Origin of the sequence: Paenibacillus sp. FSL K6-2859 (assembly GCF_038008265.1) — a bacterium.
GTDB classification, from domain to species: domain Bacteria; phylum Bacillota; class Bacilli; order Paenibacillales; family Paenibacillaceae; genus Paenibacillus_AQ; species Paenibacillus_AQ nitricinens.
The window spans coordinates 5,207,730-5,222,162 of record NZ_JBBOYU010000001.1 but is presented as its reverse complement, the minus strand read 5'-3'; the positions used below and the strand labels follow the sequence as shown (position 1 = coordinate 5,222,162).

The window sequence follows — 14,433 nt, the reverse complement described above, 5'->3', positions numbered from 1 at the left end:
CCCCAAGATTAAGCGCCCGAGAGGTGTCACGCAATAGACGATCTTCTAAGGGCTGTGCTACAATATACAAGTCTTATAACAGTATTTGTACCGCATTTGGCGGGAAAAATAAGAACGGAGTGACAACTTCTGTGGTGTACTATTTGATTGCTCTTATTGTATTTTTGGTGGATCAGGGAACGAAGTATCTCATTGCCACACGTCTGGAGCTCGGGGAACAGATTCCGGTCATCGGGAATTTTTTCCTAATTACCTCACATCGTAATCGCGGAGCTGCTTTTGGGATCCTACAAGGTCAGCAATGGTTCTTCTTTTTAGTTACGGTTGTAGTGGTTGCAGGTATCGTTTGGTACTTGAACAAAACTAGACATTCGCGGAAGATGCTGTCGGTTGCCCTTGGACTTGTTCTGGGTGGAGCGATAGGTAACTTCCTCGACCGGATGATTAGTGGTGAGGTTGTTGATTTCCTTCTGTTTAATTTTGGAAGCTATAGCTTCCCGATTTTTAACGTTGCAGATTCGTGTATCGTCATTGGGGTTGGTTTAATTCTTTTGGACTCCTTCCGCGATCTTAAGAACGGTGAAGAAATTACGGAAATTAAAGAAGTAAAAGAAGCAAAGGAAGTAAGGGAAGGGAATGAATGATTTGAATAAAGACGTCAATCACCAAGCGGCAACTACGAGCGAAGAAGAGAGGGACGTCACGGAGTGGACTGTTTCGGCGGAGAACGCGAAGGAGCGTATCGATAAATATATTACGGAATCTTGGGAAGAGGATGTTTCACGTTCTCAGGTGCAGCTGTGGATCAGTGGTGGCCATGTTATGGTTAATGGAGCACCCGTGAAAGCTAATTATAAGCTCTCAGAAGGCGATGTAGTTTCCATCATCGTTCCTGAAGCAGAAGTGACCGATTTGATTCCGGAGAATATCCCCCTTGATGTTGTCTACGAGGACAGCGATGTCATTGTGATTAATAAACCGCGTGGTATGGTTGTGCATCCGGCTGCCGGGCATCCGTCTGGCACCTTGGTAAATGCACTGATGTATCATTGTAAGGATCTATCCGGTATTAATGGTGAGATTCGTCCAGGTATTGTACATCGTATTGATAAGGATACCTCTGGTCTTATTATGGTGGCTAAAAATGATGCCAGTCACGCGTCGCTCGCAGCACAGCTTAAAGAGCACAGTGTAACACGCCGCTATATAGCTGTTGTACACGGCAACTTGTCGCATGACAAAGGTACGGTTGATGCTCCGATCGGTAGAGATCCACATGATCGCAAACTATACACTGTCACGGAAAAGAACAGTAAGAAATCTGTGACCCATTTTACGGTGATGGAGCGCTTTGGTGAATGTACTCTACTGGAGCTGCAACTGGAGACTGGCCGCACGCATCAGATCAGGGTGCATATGAAATTCATTGGTCATCCGCTTGTAGGTGATCCGGTTTATGGACGCAGCAAAGGAACAGCTATGAATGGACAGGCGTTACATGCAGCGGTGCTTGGATTTATTCATCCTACATCAGGTGAATATAAAGAATTCAGCAGACCTATTCCGGAAGACATGGAAGAGGTTCTGTTCACATTGCGCAGCAGATAAGTACAAATGAAGTGATAATTAGTCTATGGAATTGAACTCTGCTTTCCATCATATTTAATAACATAAGGATAAAGAGAAGGTTATGCCTTATTCTTTATCCTTATTTTTATAACTGAAACGGATCTCTAGAAACATAAGCCATCCAAGGGACGGCGAAGCCGTTTCTTCTAAAATGAGAATAGATAGCCAGGAGATGAGATGAAAGTATGAGTATTGAACAATACCAAGACAGCTTCATTCAGACTAATTTTGCAGACCGCATCGGCGGTGCGAACTACGGCAAGGACACTTCGATTTATAAATTTGAGAAGATCAAACGTGCGAAAGCATCCGCAAAACAGGATTTTCCTGATATTGAATTGATCGATATGGGCGTAGGAGAGCCAGACGAGATGGCTGATGCAGGTATCGTGGCTAAGCTGGCGGAAGAAGCAGCTAAGGAAGAAAATCGTGGTTATGCGGACAATGGAATTGCTGAGTTTAAGACAGCTGCAGCTGATTATTTGCGGGAAGTATTCCGTGTTGAAGGCATTGATCCCGTTACGGAGGTAGTTCATTCTATCGGATCTAAGCCTGCGCTGGCGATGTTGCCTTCTTGCTTCATCAATCCTGGGGATATTACGATCATGACGGTGCCGGGTTATCCAGTGCTGGGTACACATACTAAATACTTGGGTGGACAAGTGTTTACGGTAGAGCTGAAGAAGGAGAATAAATTCCTTCCAGATTTGAACGAAATTCCGGAAGAGGTTGCTCATAAAGCTAAGCTTCTTTACTTGAACTATCCAAACAATCCGACGGGCGCTAGTGCGACGCCTGAGTTTTTTGCTGAGGTCGTTGCATGGGCTAAAAAATATGATGTAGTCGTAATTCATGACGCACCATATGCTGCTTTGACCTATGACGGTTTGAAGCCACTTAGCTTCCTCTCTGTGCCAGGTGCCAAGGACGTAGGGGTGGAACTGCATTCCTTGTCCAAGTCCTACAATATGACGGGTTGGAGAATCGGCTTTGTTGCCGGAAATCCTTTAGTGGTAAAAGCCTTCAGTGATGTGAAGGACAATAACGATTCTGGTCAATTTATCGCGATTCAAAAAGCTGCTGCTTACGGTCTTGCGCATCCAGAGATTACAGAAGCAATTGCTGCCAAGTATTCTCGTCGTCACAACCTGTTGGTGGATGCACTGAACAGCCTCGGCTTCCAAGCTGAGAAACCAAAGGGTTCCTTCTTCCTTTATGTGGCTGCACCGAAGGGTGTCAAGGGTGGCCGCCGTTTCGAATCCGGTGAGGATTTCTCGCAATTCCTGATCCGTGAGAAGTTAATCTCTACCGTGCCTTGGGATGATGCAGGTCCATTTGTACGTTTCTCTGTTACCTTCATTGCTAAAGGGGAAGAGGAAGAAAGACGTGTCATCTCTGAGATCCAAAGACGCTTAAGCGATGTGGAGTTTGAATTTTAATCATTAGTTAGACATTGAAGCTGCCTAGGGGAAACCTTGGGTGGCTTTTTTGCGTTGAGTTTAGATCTAACAAATCTACAGGAAAAATAGGGTAACCTTCCCTATGAATCTGTGTTTAGGAGGAATCAGTTCAAATATAGGGAGGTTCTTCTTTTATTTCTAAAGAAATATTCAGCATTACCGCCTTCCTTTTGTTGTTAATAGAAGCAGGCTTGGAAAGTGTTGTAGTTTAGGCAGATAAAGTTGACATGCCGTGTTTGTTCTGTCATAATTCTCATTAAATGAATAGCGCCTTTAATTCAGTCCTGTGAGGCTGGCAAGGTAACGTGAATCGAGGTTCGCGACTCTTAGAAAGGTACCCGTGTGTATACACCGGACTGTCTTTTTATGCGCGCGGCCACCATCTTCTTCATCTGCGGATTTCACTCCTTGCCTGTTAATAGGCAAGGAGTTTTTTGATTTCCAGGAACTTGAACAGGCGAAACAAGTGGAGGGTGACAAGATTATGGTTACTGAGAAAAATGTAATTATGGACGAAACGGCGATCCGCCGGGCATTATCGCGTATTGCTCATGAGATTTTGGAGAAGAACAAAGGGATTGAGAATTGTCTGCTGGTCGGTATCCGGACACGAGGCGTGTACCTAGCACAGCGCATCGCTGAGCGGATCAAGGAAATTGAAGGCGTCGAGATTCCTTACGGCGAACTCGACATCACGCATTATCGGGATGACCGTGAAGTAGGAGGCAGTGAAGCAGTAGTGAAGAGTAACGTCATTATTACTTCCGGCAATGATGGCATCCATGATAAGAAGGTCATTTTGTTCGACGATGTGCTTTACACCGGACGCACCATCCGTGCGGCGATGGACGCTTTGATGGATTGTGGACGCCCACGAATGATTCAACTGGCAGTACTGGCTGACCGTGGACACCGTGAGCTGCCGATCCGACCAGACTACATCGGTAAGAATGTACCTACCTCAAAGCATGAGCAGATTGAAGTGGCGCTGAAGGAATACGACGGCAAAGATGAGGTCTACATTATTTCAAACCGGGAGGAACGATAACATCATGACACTTACAAAGGTAAAGGAACGTAGTCTGCTGGGAATAAAAGAGCTTGACCGGTCGGAAATCACTGGGTTGCTGGACAGAACAGCGTACTGGGACAATCAGAGCAAGAAGCTAACTCCCATTTTGAACTCGCATTTTATTTCTAACATGTTCTTTGAGAACAGCACACGCACTCGTTTCTCCTTTGAAATGGCAGAGAAACGACTGGGTGCACAAGTACTGAATTTTACGGCTGCAGCTTCTAGTGTAGAAAAAGGGGAGTCGATCTACGATACAGTACGCACACTGGAATCGATGGGGATCGATGCCGGAGTTGTGCGTTTGAAGCCTGCAGGTGTGCTGCAGCAGCTAGCTGAGAAGGTGAACATACCGCTTATTAACGCGGGTGACGGCAACAATGAACATCCAACACAAGCGCTGCTTGATCTTTACACCATGACCAAAACGTTTGGAAATTTAAAGGGTCTCACGGTTTCTATTATCGGGGACATCATGCATAGCCGGGTAGCACGCTCCAATCTGTGGGGACTTACAAAGCTAGGGGCTAAAGTGCAATTCTGTGCACCGGAGAATATGAAGGCTCCTGAGCTTATGGAATATGCACCTTATGTAACCATAGAGGAAGCTCTTAAAGCAGATGTAGTTATGATGCTTCGTGTGCAGCTGGAACGTCATTCTTCTGGTATCGTACTTTCTGCGGAAGATTACCGCAGACATTATGGTTTAACGGAAGAGCGCGCAGCTAAGCTCGCAAAAGGTACAATCATTATGCACCCAGCTCCGGTTAACCGGAATGTCGAGATTGATGATGCAGTTGTAGAGAGCAGTCAATCAAGGATTTTCCCGCAAATGTCTAATGGAGTTCCGGTTCGGATGGCGGTTCTCGAAAGAGCTTTACTATAAAGATCAAAGAATGATGATGAATAAGGACTAATAAATATACACAAACATGAATTTTTATTATATAATAATGAGAGGGCTCACAGCCGGGAACTGTGGGTAAAGGTAGAATCATGACAGTGATTATTAGAAACGCCAGCGTATTGAATAAGGAAGGCTTGTTAGAGCGGAAACATATTGTACTTGAAGAAGGTGTTATCTCGGCCTTCATCGATGGAAATGAAGCTGCTCCAGAAGCTGGAGAGATCATTGATGCTGAAGGCAAACTGCTCATTCCAGGACTCATTGATATGCATGTGCACTTACGCGAACCGGGATTTGAACACAAGGAAACCGTGGAAACCGGAAGTCGTTCGGCTGCCAAAGGCGGATTTACAACCATCGCTTGTATGCCTAATACCCGTCCAGTAACAGATACCCCGGAAATCGTACAATTTGTGAAAGACAAAGCGCGTGAAGCAGGACTCGTAAAAGTACTTCCTTATGCAGCCATTACGAAAAATGAGCTTGGACGTGAGCTGACTGATTTTGCAGCGCTTAAAGAAGCTGGAGCGATTGGTTATACCGACGACGGCGTGGGCGTGCAAAGTGCTCAAATGATGAAAGATGCTATGAACATCGCCGCAGCATTGGATATGCCAGTCATTGCTCACTGTGAGGATAATTCACTGGTTGAAGGCTGCTGTGTAGCCGAGGGTGAGTTCGCAAGAAAGCATGGCCTGAAAGGAATTCCAAATGAGTCGGAAGCGATCCATGTTGGACGCGATATTTTGCTGGCTGAAGCAACAGGCGTTCATTACCATGTATGCCATGTAAGTACTGAACAATCGGTACGCCTGATACGCCAAGCGAAAGAAATCGGCATTAAAGTGACTGCTGAGGTGTGTCCGCATCACTTGCTGCTGTCTGAAGAAGATATTCCAGGCCTTGATGCCAATTGGAAAATGAACCCGCCGCTTCGCTCCCGCCGCGATGTTGAGGCATGTATCGAAGGTTTGCTAGACGGCACACTAGATATGATTGTTACTGACCATGCGCCGCATAGTGAAGAAGAGAAGGCTAAAGGCATGCAGCTTGCACCTTTTGGTATCGTTGGATTCGAAACAGCCTTCCCACTACTATACACAGCGTTTGTAGCAACGGGGAAATGGGATTTATCCTTACTGGTACAAAGAATGACAGCTGATCCTGCACGGGTATTCAGACTGAACACCGGTGTGATGGATATCGGAGCTCCTGCAGATTTGACACTGATTGATTTGGAGCAGGAGAAAGAAGTAGACCCAGGATCTTTCGCAAGTAAAGGACGGAATACTCCTTTTGGTGGCTGGAAGCTTAAGGGCTGGCCAGTAATGACATGGGTAGACGGCAAAGCCGTATGGACTGAGAAAAACTAGCGGACTGGTGGGGCGGAGTTGCTGATCTTTACGGAGCAGTGATTGTGTACACGTTCACTCCGGAAGGCTTGTAAGGCATAAGCATTAGACTACAGAAACAAGAAGGAGTGGAATGGAATGCAGGCGAGATTGCTGCTGCAAGACGGAACTTTATTTACAGGTACCGCATTTGGCGCTGAGGGCGAAAAGACAGGCGAGGTTGTTTTTAATACAGGAATTACAGGATATCAAGAGGTGCTGTCTGACCCTTCATATTGCGGACAAATCGTTACAATGACTTACCCATTGATCGGGAACTACGGGATTACTCGGGATGATTTTGAATCTGTTCGACCTTTCGTACACGGCTTTGTAGTGCGTCGTCATGAAGAAGTACCTAGTAACTGGCGTGCTGAATATAGTGTGGACGATCTGCTAAAGGAATACGATATTCCAGGGATCAGCGAGATTGATACTCGGATGTTGACTCGGATTATTCGCCACTACGGAACAATGAAAGCCATCCTAACCACCTCTAACAAACGTGTAGAGGAACTGATGGAAATGATGGGAAATACTACGATTGAGGAATTGCGCAATCAGGTAGCTCGTACATCAACTGCAAGTTCGTATAGCAGCCCAGGCAACAAAGAAAGAATTGTACTTGTGGATTACGGTGCGAAGGCTGGTATCCTGCGTGAGCTTAACGAACGTGGTTGTGATGTTGTTGTAGTGCCACATGATGTAAAAGCGGAAGAAGTTCGCCGTCTGAACCCGGATGGTATCCTGCTGTCCAATGGCCCTGGGGACCCGAAAGATGTGCCTCACGCTGTTAAGACCATTTCTGAATTGCTTGGCGAATATCCGATCTTCGGCATCTGCTTAGGTCATCAGTTGTTTGCACTGGCTTGTGGAGCGGACACAGAGAAGCTGAAATTCGGTCACCGCGGTGGCAATCATCCTGTGAAGGAACTGGAAAGTGGACGCTGCTTCATCACTTCTCAGAACCATGGTTATACCGTAAATGAGGAATCTGTGAAGAACACTGAACTAGAAGTTACTCACATTAATAATAATGATAAGACGGTTGAAGGAATTAAACATACTCGTTACCCAGCATTTTCGGTGCAATATCATCCAGAAGCAGCGCCAGGACCACATGACAGCAGCTACTTATTCGATCGCTTCCTTCAATTGATTGCAGATCATAAAGCAAAGACACCTGTTATTTCACGTCAGGCACAACTTGCGGCAAACGCCAGAATCACGGCGCCAAAAACTAACTTACAGCTTGAAGCCGTGAAAGGAGCTCTATAACATGCCAAAGAACGATAAGCTTAAAAAAATACTAGTGATCGGTTCCGGACCGATCGTCATCGGTCAAGCAGCGGAGTTTGACTACGCAGGAACTCAGGCTTGCCAAGCCCTTAAAGAAGAAGGCGTGGAAGTCGTACTGATTAACAGCAATCCAGCAACAATTATGACTGATACAAATATTGCTGATAAAGTGTACATCGAGCCTATTACGCTTGAATTCGTAACTGCGATTATTCGCCAAGAGCGTCCCGATGGATTGCTTCCAACGCTAGGTGGTCAAACCGGCCTAAATATGGCTGTAGAATTGGCTCGTGCAGGTGTACTTGAGCAAGAGAATGTTAAGCTTCTCGGTACACAGCTTGATTCCATTGAGAAAGCAGAGGATCGTGATTTGTTCCGTGACCTAATGCGTGAATTGGAACAACCTGTACCGGATAGCACCATTATCACTACTGTAGATGAAGCAATGAATTTCGCTGAAGAGATTGGTTTCCCTCTGATTGTACGTCCAGCTTATACACTTGGCGGCACAGGTGGCGGGATCTGCGATAACGCAGAAGAACTGCGTGAAACCGTCAAAGCAGGTATTCGTTATAGCCCGATCGGACAATGTCTAGTGGAGAAAAGTATTGCCGGCATGAAGGAAGTTGAATACGAGGTTATGCGGGATGCTAATGACAACTGTATCGTTGTCTGCAACATGGAAAACTTTGATCCTGTAGGCGTACATACAGGTGACAGTATTGTTGTGGCACCTAGCCAAACGCTGTCAGATCGCGAATACCAAATGCTGCGTACAGCTTCGCTCAAAATCATTCGCGCCCTGAATATTGAGGGTGGATGTAACGTACAATTCGCACTTGATCCACAAAGTTATCAGTACTATGTAATCGAAGTAAACCCGCGTGTCAGCCGTTCCTCGGCTTTGGCTTCCAAAGCAACTGGATATCCAATTGCCAAAATGGCTGCTAAAATCGCAATGGGCTACACGCTGGATGAAATCGTCAATCCGGTTACCGGACAGACTTATGCATGCTTCGAACCTACACTTGACTATATCGTAAGTAAAATTCCACGTTGGCCTTTCGACAAGTTCATTCATGCGAACCGTAAGCTTGGTACGCAGATGAAGGCAACTGGTGAAGTAATGGCAATCGGCCGTACTTTTGAAGAGTCCATTCATAAAGCAATTCGTTCCTTGGAGATTGGTGTTCATCGTTTCCGTCTGCCAGGTGCAGAAGCATTGGAAGAGAATGTGCTGCGTGAACGTCTTGCGAAGCCTGATGACGAGCGTCTGTTCCTGGTTGCTGAAGCTTTCCGTCGTGGCTATGAGCTGCAAGAAATTCAGGATATTACGAACGTGGACTGGTGGTTCCTCTCCAAAATTGAAGGTTTGATTAACTTTGAAGATGTGATTCGCGGAGAAGAAACCTTGTCAGCGGAAACGCTATACCAAGCGAAACGCAAAGGCTTTACAGACCGTGCGATTGCTGAGATTCGTGCAGAAGGACAAGCGGACGGCAAGTATACTAAAGAAGCAGATGTGCGCGCGCTACGTTTGGAGCAAGGATTAACACCTGTGTTCAAGATGGTAGATACCTGTGCGGCTGAGTTTGAAGCTTCTACACCTTACTATTACTCGACTTATGAGACTGAGAATGAGGTCATTCATTCTGATAAGCAAAAAGTTATCGTGCTGGGATCTGGTCCAATTCGGATCGGTCAAGGGATTGAGTTCGATTATTCCACAGTGCATGCGGTATGGGCGATTCAAAAGGCTGGATACGAAGCGGTTATCATCAATAATAACCCTGAGACTGTATCTACAGACTTCAATACTTCGGACCGGTTGTATTTTGAACCTCTATTCTTTGAAGATGTTATGAACGTAATCGCACAAGAGAATCCGATTGGGGTTATCGTTCAATTCGGTGGTCAGACCGCGATTAACCTTGCGGCACCCCTAAGTGCTGCTGGTGTGAAGATTCTCGGAACTAGCCTCGATAGCATTGATGAAGCTGAGAACCGTAAGAAATTCGAAGCTTTGCTGGGTCGTCTTGATATCGCTCAACCAAAAGGTAAGACAGTTACCGATGTGGATCAAGCCGTAGAAACTGCACAATCCCTTGGATATCCGGTACTGGTTCGTCCTTCCTATGTACTAGGCGGACGCGCAATGGAAATTGTATATAACGATACTGAACTGCTTAGCTACATGGTAGAAGCGGTTAAAGTGAATCCAGAGCATCCGGTATTGATTGACCGTTACATGTTAGGTAAAGAGGTTGAGGTAGATGCGATTTGTGACGGTGAGACGGTAGTTATTCCGGGCATCATGGAGCATGTTGAGCGCGCAGGTGTTCACTCCGGTGACTCTATCGCTGTATATCCTCCGCAATATCTGGATGAAGGTCTAAAAGCAAAAATCGCTGAAATCACTATCAAGATCGCTAAGGAACTGAAGACGATTGGACTGGTCAACATCCAGTTTGTTATCTATCAGAACGAAGTATACGTAATCGAAGTAAATCCACGCTCCTCGCGTACAGTTCCTTTCCTGAGTAAAGTGACTGGAATTCCAATGGCGCATTTGGCAACCAAAATCATTCTCGGCAGCAAGCTGAAGGATGACGGTTATACAGAAGGTTTGTGGCCGGAAAGCGATTATGTATCGGTTAAAGTGCCAGTGTTCTCTTTTGCTAAACTGCGCAGAGTAGAACCTACGCTTGGACCTGAAATGAAATCAACCGGTGAAGTTATGGGCCGTGATAAATTGTACGCAAAAGCTTTATACAAAGGTCTGGTAGGAGCAGGAATGAAAATTCCAGCTACAGGCGCTATCATTGTTACGGTGGCAGATAAAGATAAAGCAGAAGCTGTAGAACTTATGAAGGGCTTCCATTCCATGGGTTACAAAATCATTGCTACTGGAGGCACGGCACAAGCACTTGAAGATGCAGGCCTTAACGTAATGAATGTGAATAAACTGGATGAAGGTGCGCCAAACATTCTCGACTTGATTCGTGGTGGGCAAGCTAACTTCGTCTTTAATACCCTGACTAAAGGTAAAACGCCAGAACGTGACGGATTCCGTATTCGCCGTGAAGCGGTTGAGAATGGCGTCGTATGTATGACTTCACTGGATACAGTGGCGGCACTTCTCAGAATGCTGCAGACGATTAACTTCTCGTCACAGTCCATGCCTGCTTTTGTAGGACAATTGAACTAATCTCATAAAGATGCATAGGGCGGTTTGCGTTTACGCAGACCGTTCCGCTATGCCTAGGGTCAAATAAATAAACAGTGTGGATGTAGTCTGCACTGGATAGGAGCATGGTTATGGGAGTTGAAGAAGTAGAGTGGAAAGCAATGGCGAATCGTCTGATGATCGCTTTGGATTATCCTGATGTGACTAGAGCAAGAGCCTTAATCGATAAGCTGGAAGGAATTCCTTGCTACATGAAGGTAGGTATGCAGCTGTTCTATGCGGCAGGACCAGACTTTATTCAAGAGCTGAAATCTCGTGGCTACTCTGTGTTCGTTGACGTGAAGATGCATGATATCCCTAACACGGTAAAAGGTGGCGCTCAAAGTCTTACGAATCTTGGCGCTGATATGTTTAACGTACATGCGGCAGGGGGAACAGCTATGATGGCGGCAGCGCGCGAAGGAGCGGCTTCAGCAGTTAGTACTAATGCAGCCCTGAAGATGCCTTTGATTATTGCAGTTACCCAGCTAACCAGTACGAGTCAAGAAGTGATGAATAACGAAATTGGGATCGCTGGAGAGGTAGCAGCTACTGTGGTAAGATACGCCAAGCTGGCTGCCGATGCGGGTCTAGATGGTGTAGTAGCATCGCCACAAGAGTCTGCAGCTATCGCAGAAGCTTGCGGCCCGGCATTTTGCACGGTTACACCGGGTATCCGGCCAGCAGGTGCTTCCTTGGACGATCAGTCCCGGGTTATGACACCTGGAAAAGCCATTCGTCAGGGTAGTCACTACCTTGTAGTAGGACGGCCGATTACAGCTTCACCAGATCCACGTCAAGCAGCACTAAACATTATTGAGGAGATGACCCTAGCATGAGCTCATTAAATAGAAGTGAACAAGTAGCAAGTTATCTGCTGGAGATTGGAGCAGTAGCACTGCGTCCCCAGGAGCCTTTTACATGGACCTCTGGTATCAAATCGCCGATCTATTGCGACAACCGTCTGACTATGGCTTACCCGGAAGTTCGTAACTATATCGCAGATGCCTTCGCCCAGCTTATTAAGAGCGAGTATCCGGACGCTGAAGTGATTGCAGGTACAGCAACCGCGGGTATTCCACACGCGGCTTGGGTAGCAGATAAGCTCAATCTGCCTATGGCTTATATCCGTGATAAAGCTAAAGGCCACGGCAAGCAGAATCAGATCGAAGGTCTGATTAAGCCGGGACAAAAGGTTGTTGTTATTGAAGATTTGATCTCCACAGGTGGAAGCTCCATCAAAGCGGCTCAGGCCGTGCAAGAAGCTGGCGCAGAAGTGTTGGCTGTACTCGCAATCTTCAGCTATGAGCTGGACCGTGCAGTGGATGCTTTTGCTGCAGCTGAAATGCCATTACAAAGCTTGTCCAACTACAGCACATTGATTGATGTGGCTCTTGCACAAGGTAAAATTGAATTGACGGACGTAGAAGCACTGAAGTCTTGGAGAAAAGATCCGTCATCATTTGGTGTTTAAGCTTAAATAAATGAGCCTGGTTTGGGCGAGCCTCTCACTTTTCAGTGAGGGGCTTTTATTTTTTAATTGCATAGAGTGGGATTAAAAAGAGAGACACAACATACTCAACTGCCATCCAAGACACGAATAGTTGTATTTTGTACATTTAAACTAACTTTTCTTAGAGGAATTGGCACTATAGTTGCACTTTGTGCAATTATCCAGTCGTAAAGGGTAGGAATGTTCGCTCATAGGAAAGGTAGTAAGGAGTGGTAAAGTTGAGATAAGTATCTGCAAAAGCTCCTAGTAACATTTTTATGAGAATAATATGAAGAAATCGTAGTATAACTTTAAACGTCCTGTAACTTCCCTTCTTGATTAAAGCATTATACTGTTACTAGAATTATGGATTATTTATCCATTCGATGTAGAAGAATCAAGTATTTTATGGGAGGAAATAATAATGAATCATATAAACAACAATAAACGGCTGTGGCGCCGCTGGTTAAGCTTTGGGGTATGCGCTGCGCTGATACTACCACTAATCTCTGATGGGTGGAATACGGCTTGGGCTGAGCCTTCTAAGTCTTCAGTGGAGCAGCGTGTATTGCGTATTGGGAGTCTATGGTCTGGGGAGGACGATACGTTTTTTCGTCAGCAGTTTACGGATATGTATGAGTTGCAGCATCCAGAAATCAAATTGGAGATTATTCCGGCTATAGATACGAATGACCTTCGATACAATAACAGCTCCTCAGACGTAAGCTCTGACAATTTGGAAAATATCCGAGCGATTATGGGCGGGGATAAGCCTGTTGATGTGATCGTCGGTGATAGCGCATTAGTGAAGAGTTTGGTGGATCATAATCTTGTCCAATCGCTGGAGCCGCTTATAGCGCGTGATCAGTATGATTTAAGCAATATGGCGCCTACAATGCTGAATGGAGTTCGTGAGCTGGGTAGAGGAAGTCTTGTTGCGTTGGCGCCGATCTTCTCGTCTAGTGCACTTTTTTATAACAAGGGAATCTTTGATGCTGCTGGTGTGGGCTATCCAACGGACAAGATGACTTGGAATGAACTTTTTACGCTGGCAGATAAGGTTACGAAGAAGTCATCTAATAAAGAAACTCGGATATACGGGTTCTCAATGAACCGTTACTTAAGTGATCCATTTTGGGATATGCAGAGCTATGTCGCACCGTTGGAACTTACGATGTACGATAATAAGGGTCAGCACATGACTGTAAATACTACACAGTGGAATCAGGCTTGGACTACTTACAGCCAGTTGGTTAAGAAACAAATTGTACCTGAGTTCAATGGGTTGGATTTTGCAGGAACAGAAGGGAATGCCTACAGTCCAATCCAAGGCGATCTGTTCCTCACAGGAAAAGCAGCAATGGTCGTGGGAGAATATGGTTATCTCAATGAACTGGCGGGAGTGGCCCGTAATGCTGCTAAGATCAAAAATTATAGTCCCATCAATTGGGGCGTGGTTACTGTACCTACCTTTCAGGAAAAACCGGATGTTGCTATTGGAACATGGCTTGGCAATATGATGGCTATTAATTCTATGGCTACTAATAAGGAAGATGCTTGGGATTTGATTAAGTTCGTCAACAGTAATGAGGTTGCGAAAATTAAAGCCCATAACAAGAGTGAACTGACTTCCCGTAAGGATTATATTACCACTCAAACCCCTTCTGTAAATTTGGAAGCTTTTTATACGCTTAAGCCTTTACCTGCAACGGATCCTTTATTGATCAATTTACAGATGCAGAAGCCTGGGATTAGCCGGATTAGCGATGTTGGACGTCAATTATTCATTGAAGTTTATCAGGGGAAGAAAACCGTCGAGAATGCACTCAAAGCTTGGGAGAAGCAAGGGAATACCATGCTGGATACACTTGGAAAAGATCCGACGGTCTATTTCGACTCAATCGGTGAATGACTCTGAATATGCCCTTAGCCACCAGTTTTCTGGTGGCTTATTTTG

General features: G+C 45.6%; 11 protein-coding genes. All 11 read left to right on the top strand.

All coding sequences use genetic code 11. The features are described 5' to 3' along the window. Positions 1-131 precede the first annotated feature (131 nt). The gene (gene lspA, locus MHB64_RS23365; protein WP_094873056.1) at positions 132-644 is read left to right on the top strand and encodes a signal peptidase II; all 513 of its coding nucleotides are present in this window, start codon (positions 132-134) and stop codon (positions 642-644) included. Beyond that, positions 637-1,608, top strand: coding sequence for an RluA family pseudouridine synthase (locus MHB64_RS23360; protein WP_341135477.1), 972 nt, complete (start codon positions 637-639; stop codon positions 1,606-1,608). The genes lspA and MHB64_RS23360 overlap by 8 nt, the downstream gene beginning before the upstream one ends. A 206-nt stretch (positions 1,609-1,814) precedes the next feature. Continuing rightward, complete coding sequence (locus MHB64_RS23355; protein WP_094877676.1) at positions 1,815-3,068, top strand: LL-diaminopimelate aminotransferase; 1,254 nt, start codon at positions 1,815-1,817, stop codon at positions 3,066-3,068. Positions 3,069-3,573: 505 nt separating this feature from the next. After that, on the top strand, positions 3,574-4,137 hold the full coding sequence (gene pyrR / locus MHB64_RS23350; protein WP_149647673.1) for a bifunctional pyr operon transcriptional regulator/uracil phosphoribosyltransferase PyrR: 564 nt from the start codon (positions 3,574-3,576) through the stop codon (positions 4,135-4,137). A gap of 4 nt (positions 4,138-4,141) precedes the next feature. Then, positions 4,142-5,047 (top strand): aspartate carbamoyltransferase catalytic subunit, encoded by a 906-nt coding sequence (locus MHB64_RS23345; protein WP_341135476.1) that lies wholly within the window; start codon positions 4,142-4,144, stop codon positions 5,045-5,047. 110 nt (positions 5,048-5,157) lie between these two features. Beyond that, positions 5,158-6,441 carry a dihydroorotase gene (locus MHB64_RS23340; RefSeq protein WP_179281705.1) on the top strand — a complete coding sequence of 428 codons (1,284 nt, stop codon included), beginning with the start codon at positions 5,158-5,160 and terminating at the stop codon, positions 6,439-6,441. A 117-nt stretch (positions 6,442-6,558) separates the two neighbouring features. Beyond that, on the top strand, positions 6,559-7,737 hold the full coding sequence (carA, locus tag MHB64_RS23335) for a glutamine-hydrolyzing carbamoyl-phosphate synthase small subunit (RefSeq protein WP_094873050.1): 1,179 nt from the start codon (positions 6,559-6,561) through the stop codon (positions 7,735-7,737). 1 nt (position 7,738) lies between these two features. Next, on the top strand, positions 7,739-10,966 hold the full coding sequence (carB, locus tag MHB64_RS23330; RefSeq protein WP_094873049.1) for a carbamoyl-phosphate synthase large subunit: 3,228 nt from the start codon (positions 7,739-7,741) through the stop codon (positions 10,964-10,966). A 110-nt stretch (positions 10,967-11,076) separates the two neighbouring features. Continuing rightward, entirely contained in the window at positions 11,077-11,823 is a 747-nt protein-coding gene (pyrF, locus tag MHB64_RS23325; protein ID WP_341135475.1) for an orotidine-5'-phosphate decarboxylase, read from the top strand. Then, complete coding sequence (pyrE, locus tag MHB64_RS23320; RefSeq protein ID WP_094873046.1) at positions 11,820-12,458, top strand: orotate phosphoribosyltransferase; 639 nt, start codon at positions 11,820-11,822, stop codon at positions 12,456-12,458. Before pyrF ends, pyrE begins: the two co-directional genes overlap by 4 nt. A gap of 442 nt (positions 12,459-12,900) precedes the next feature. Further along, complete coding sequence (locus MHB64_RS23315) at positions 12,901-14,388, top strand: ABC transporter substrate-binding protein (protein WP_341135474.1); 1,488 nt, start codon at positions 12,901-12,903, stop codon at positions 14,386-14,388. Positions 14,389-14,433 lie beyond the last annotated feature (45 nt).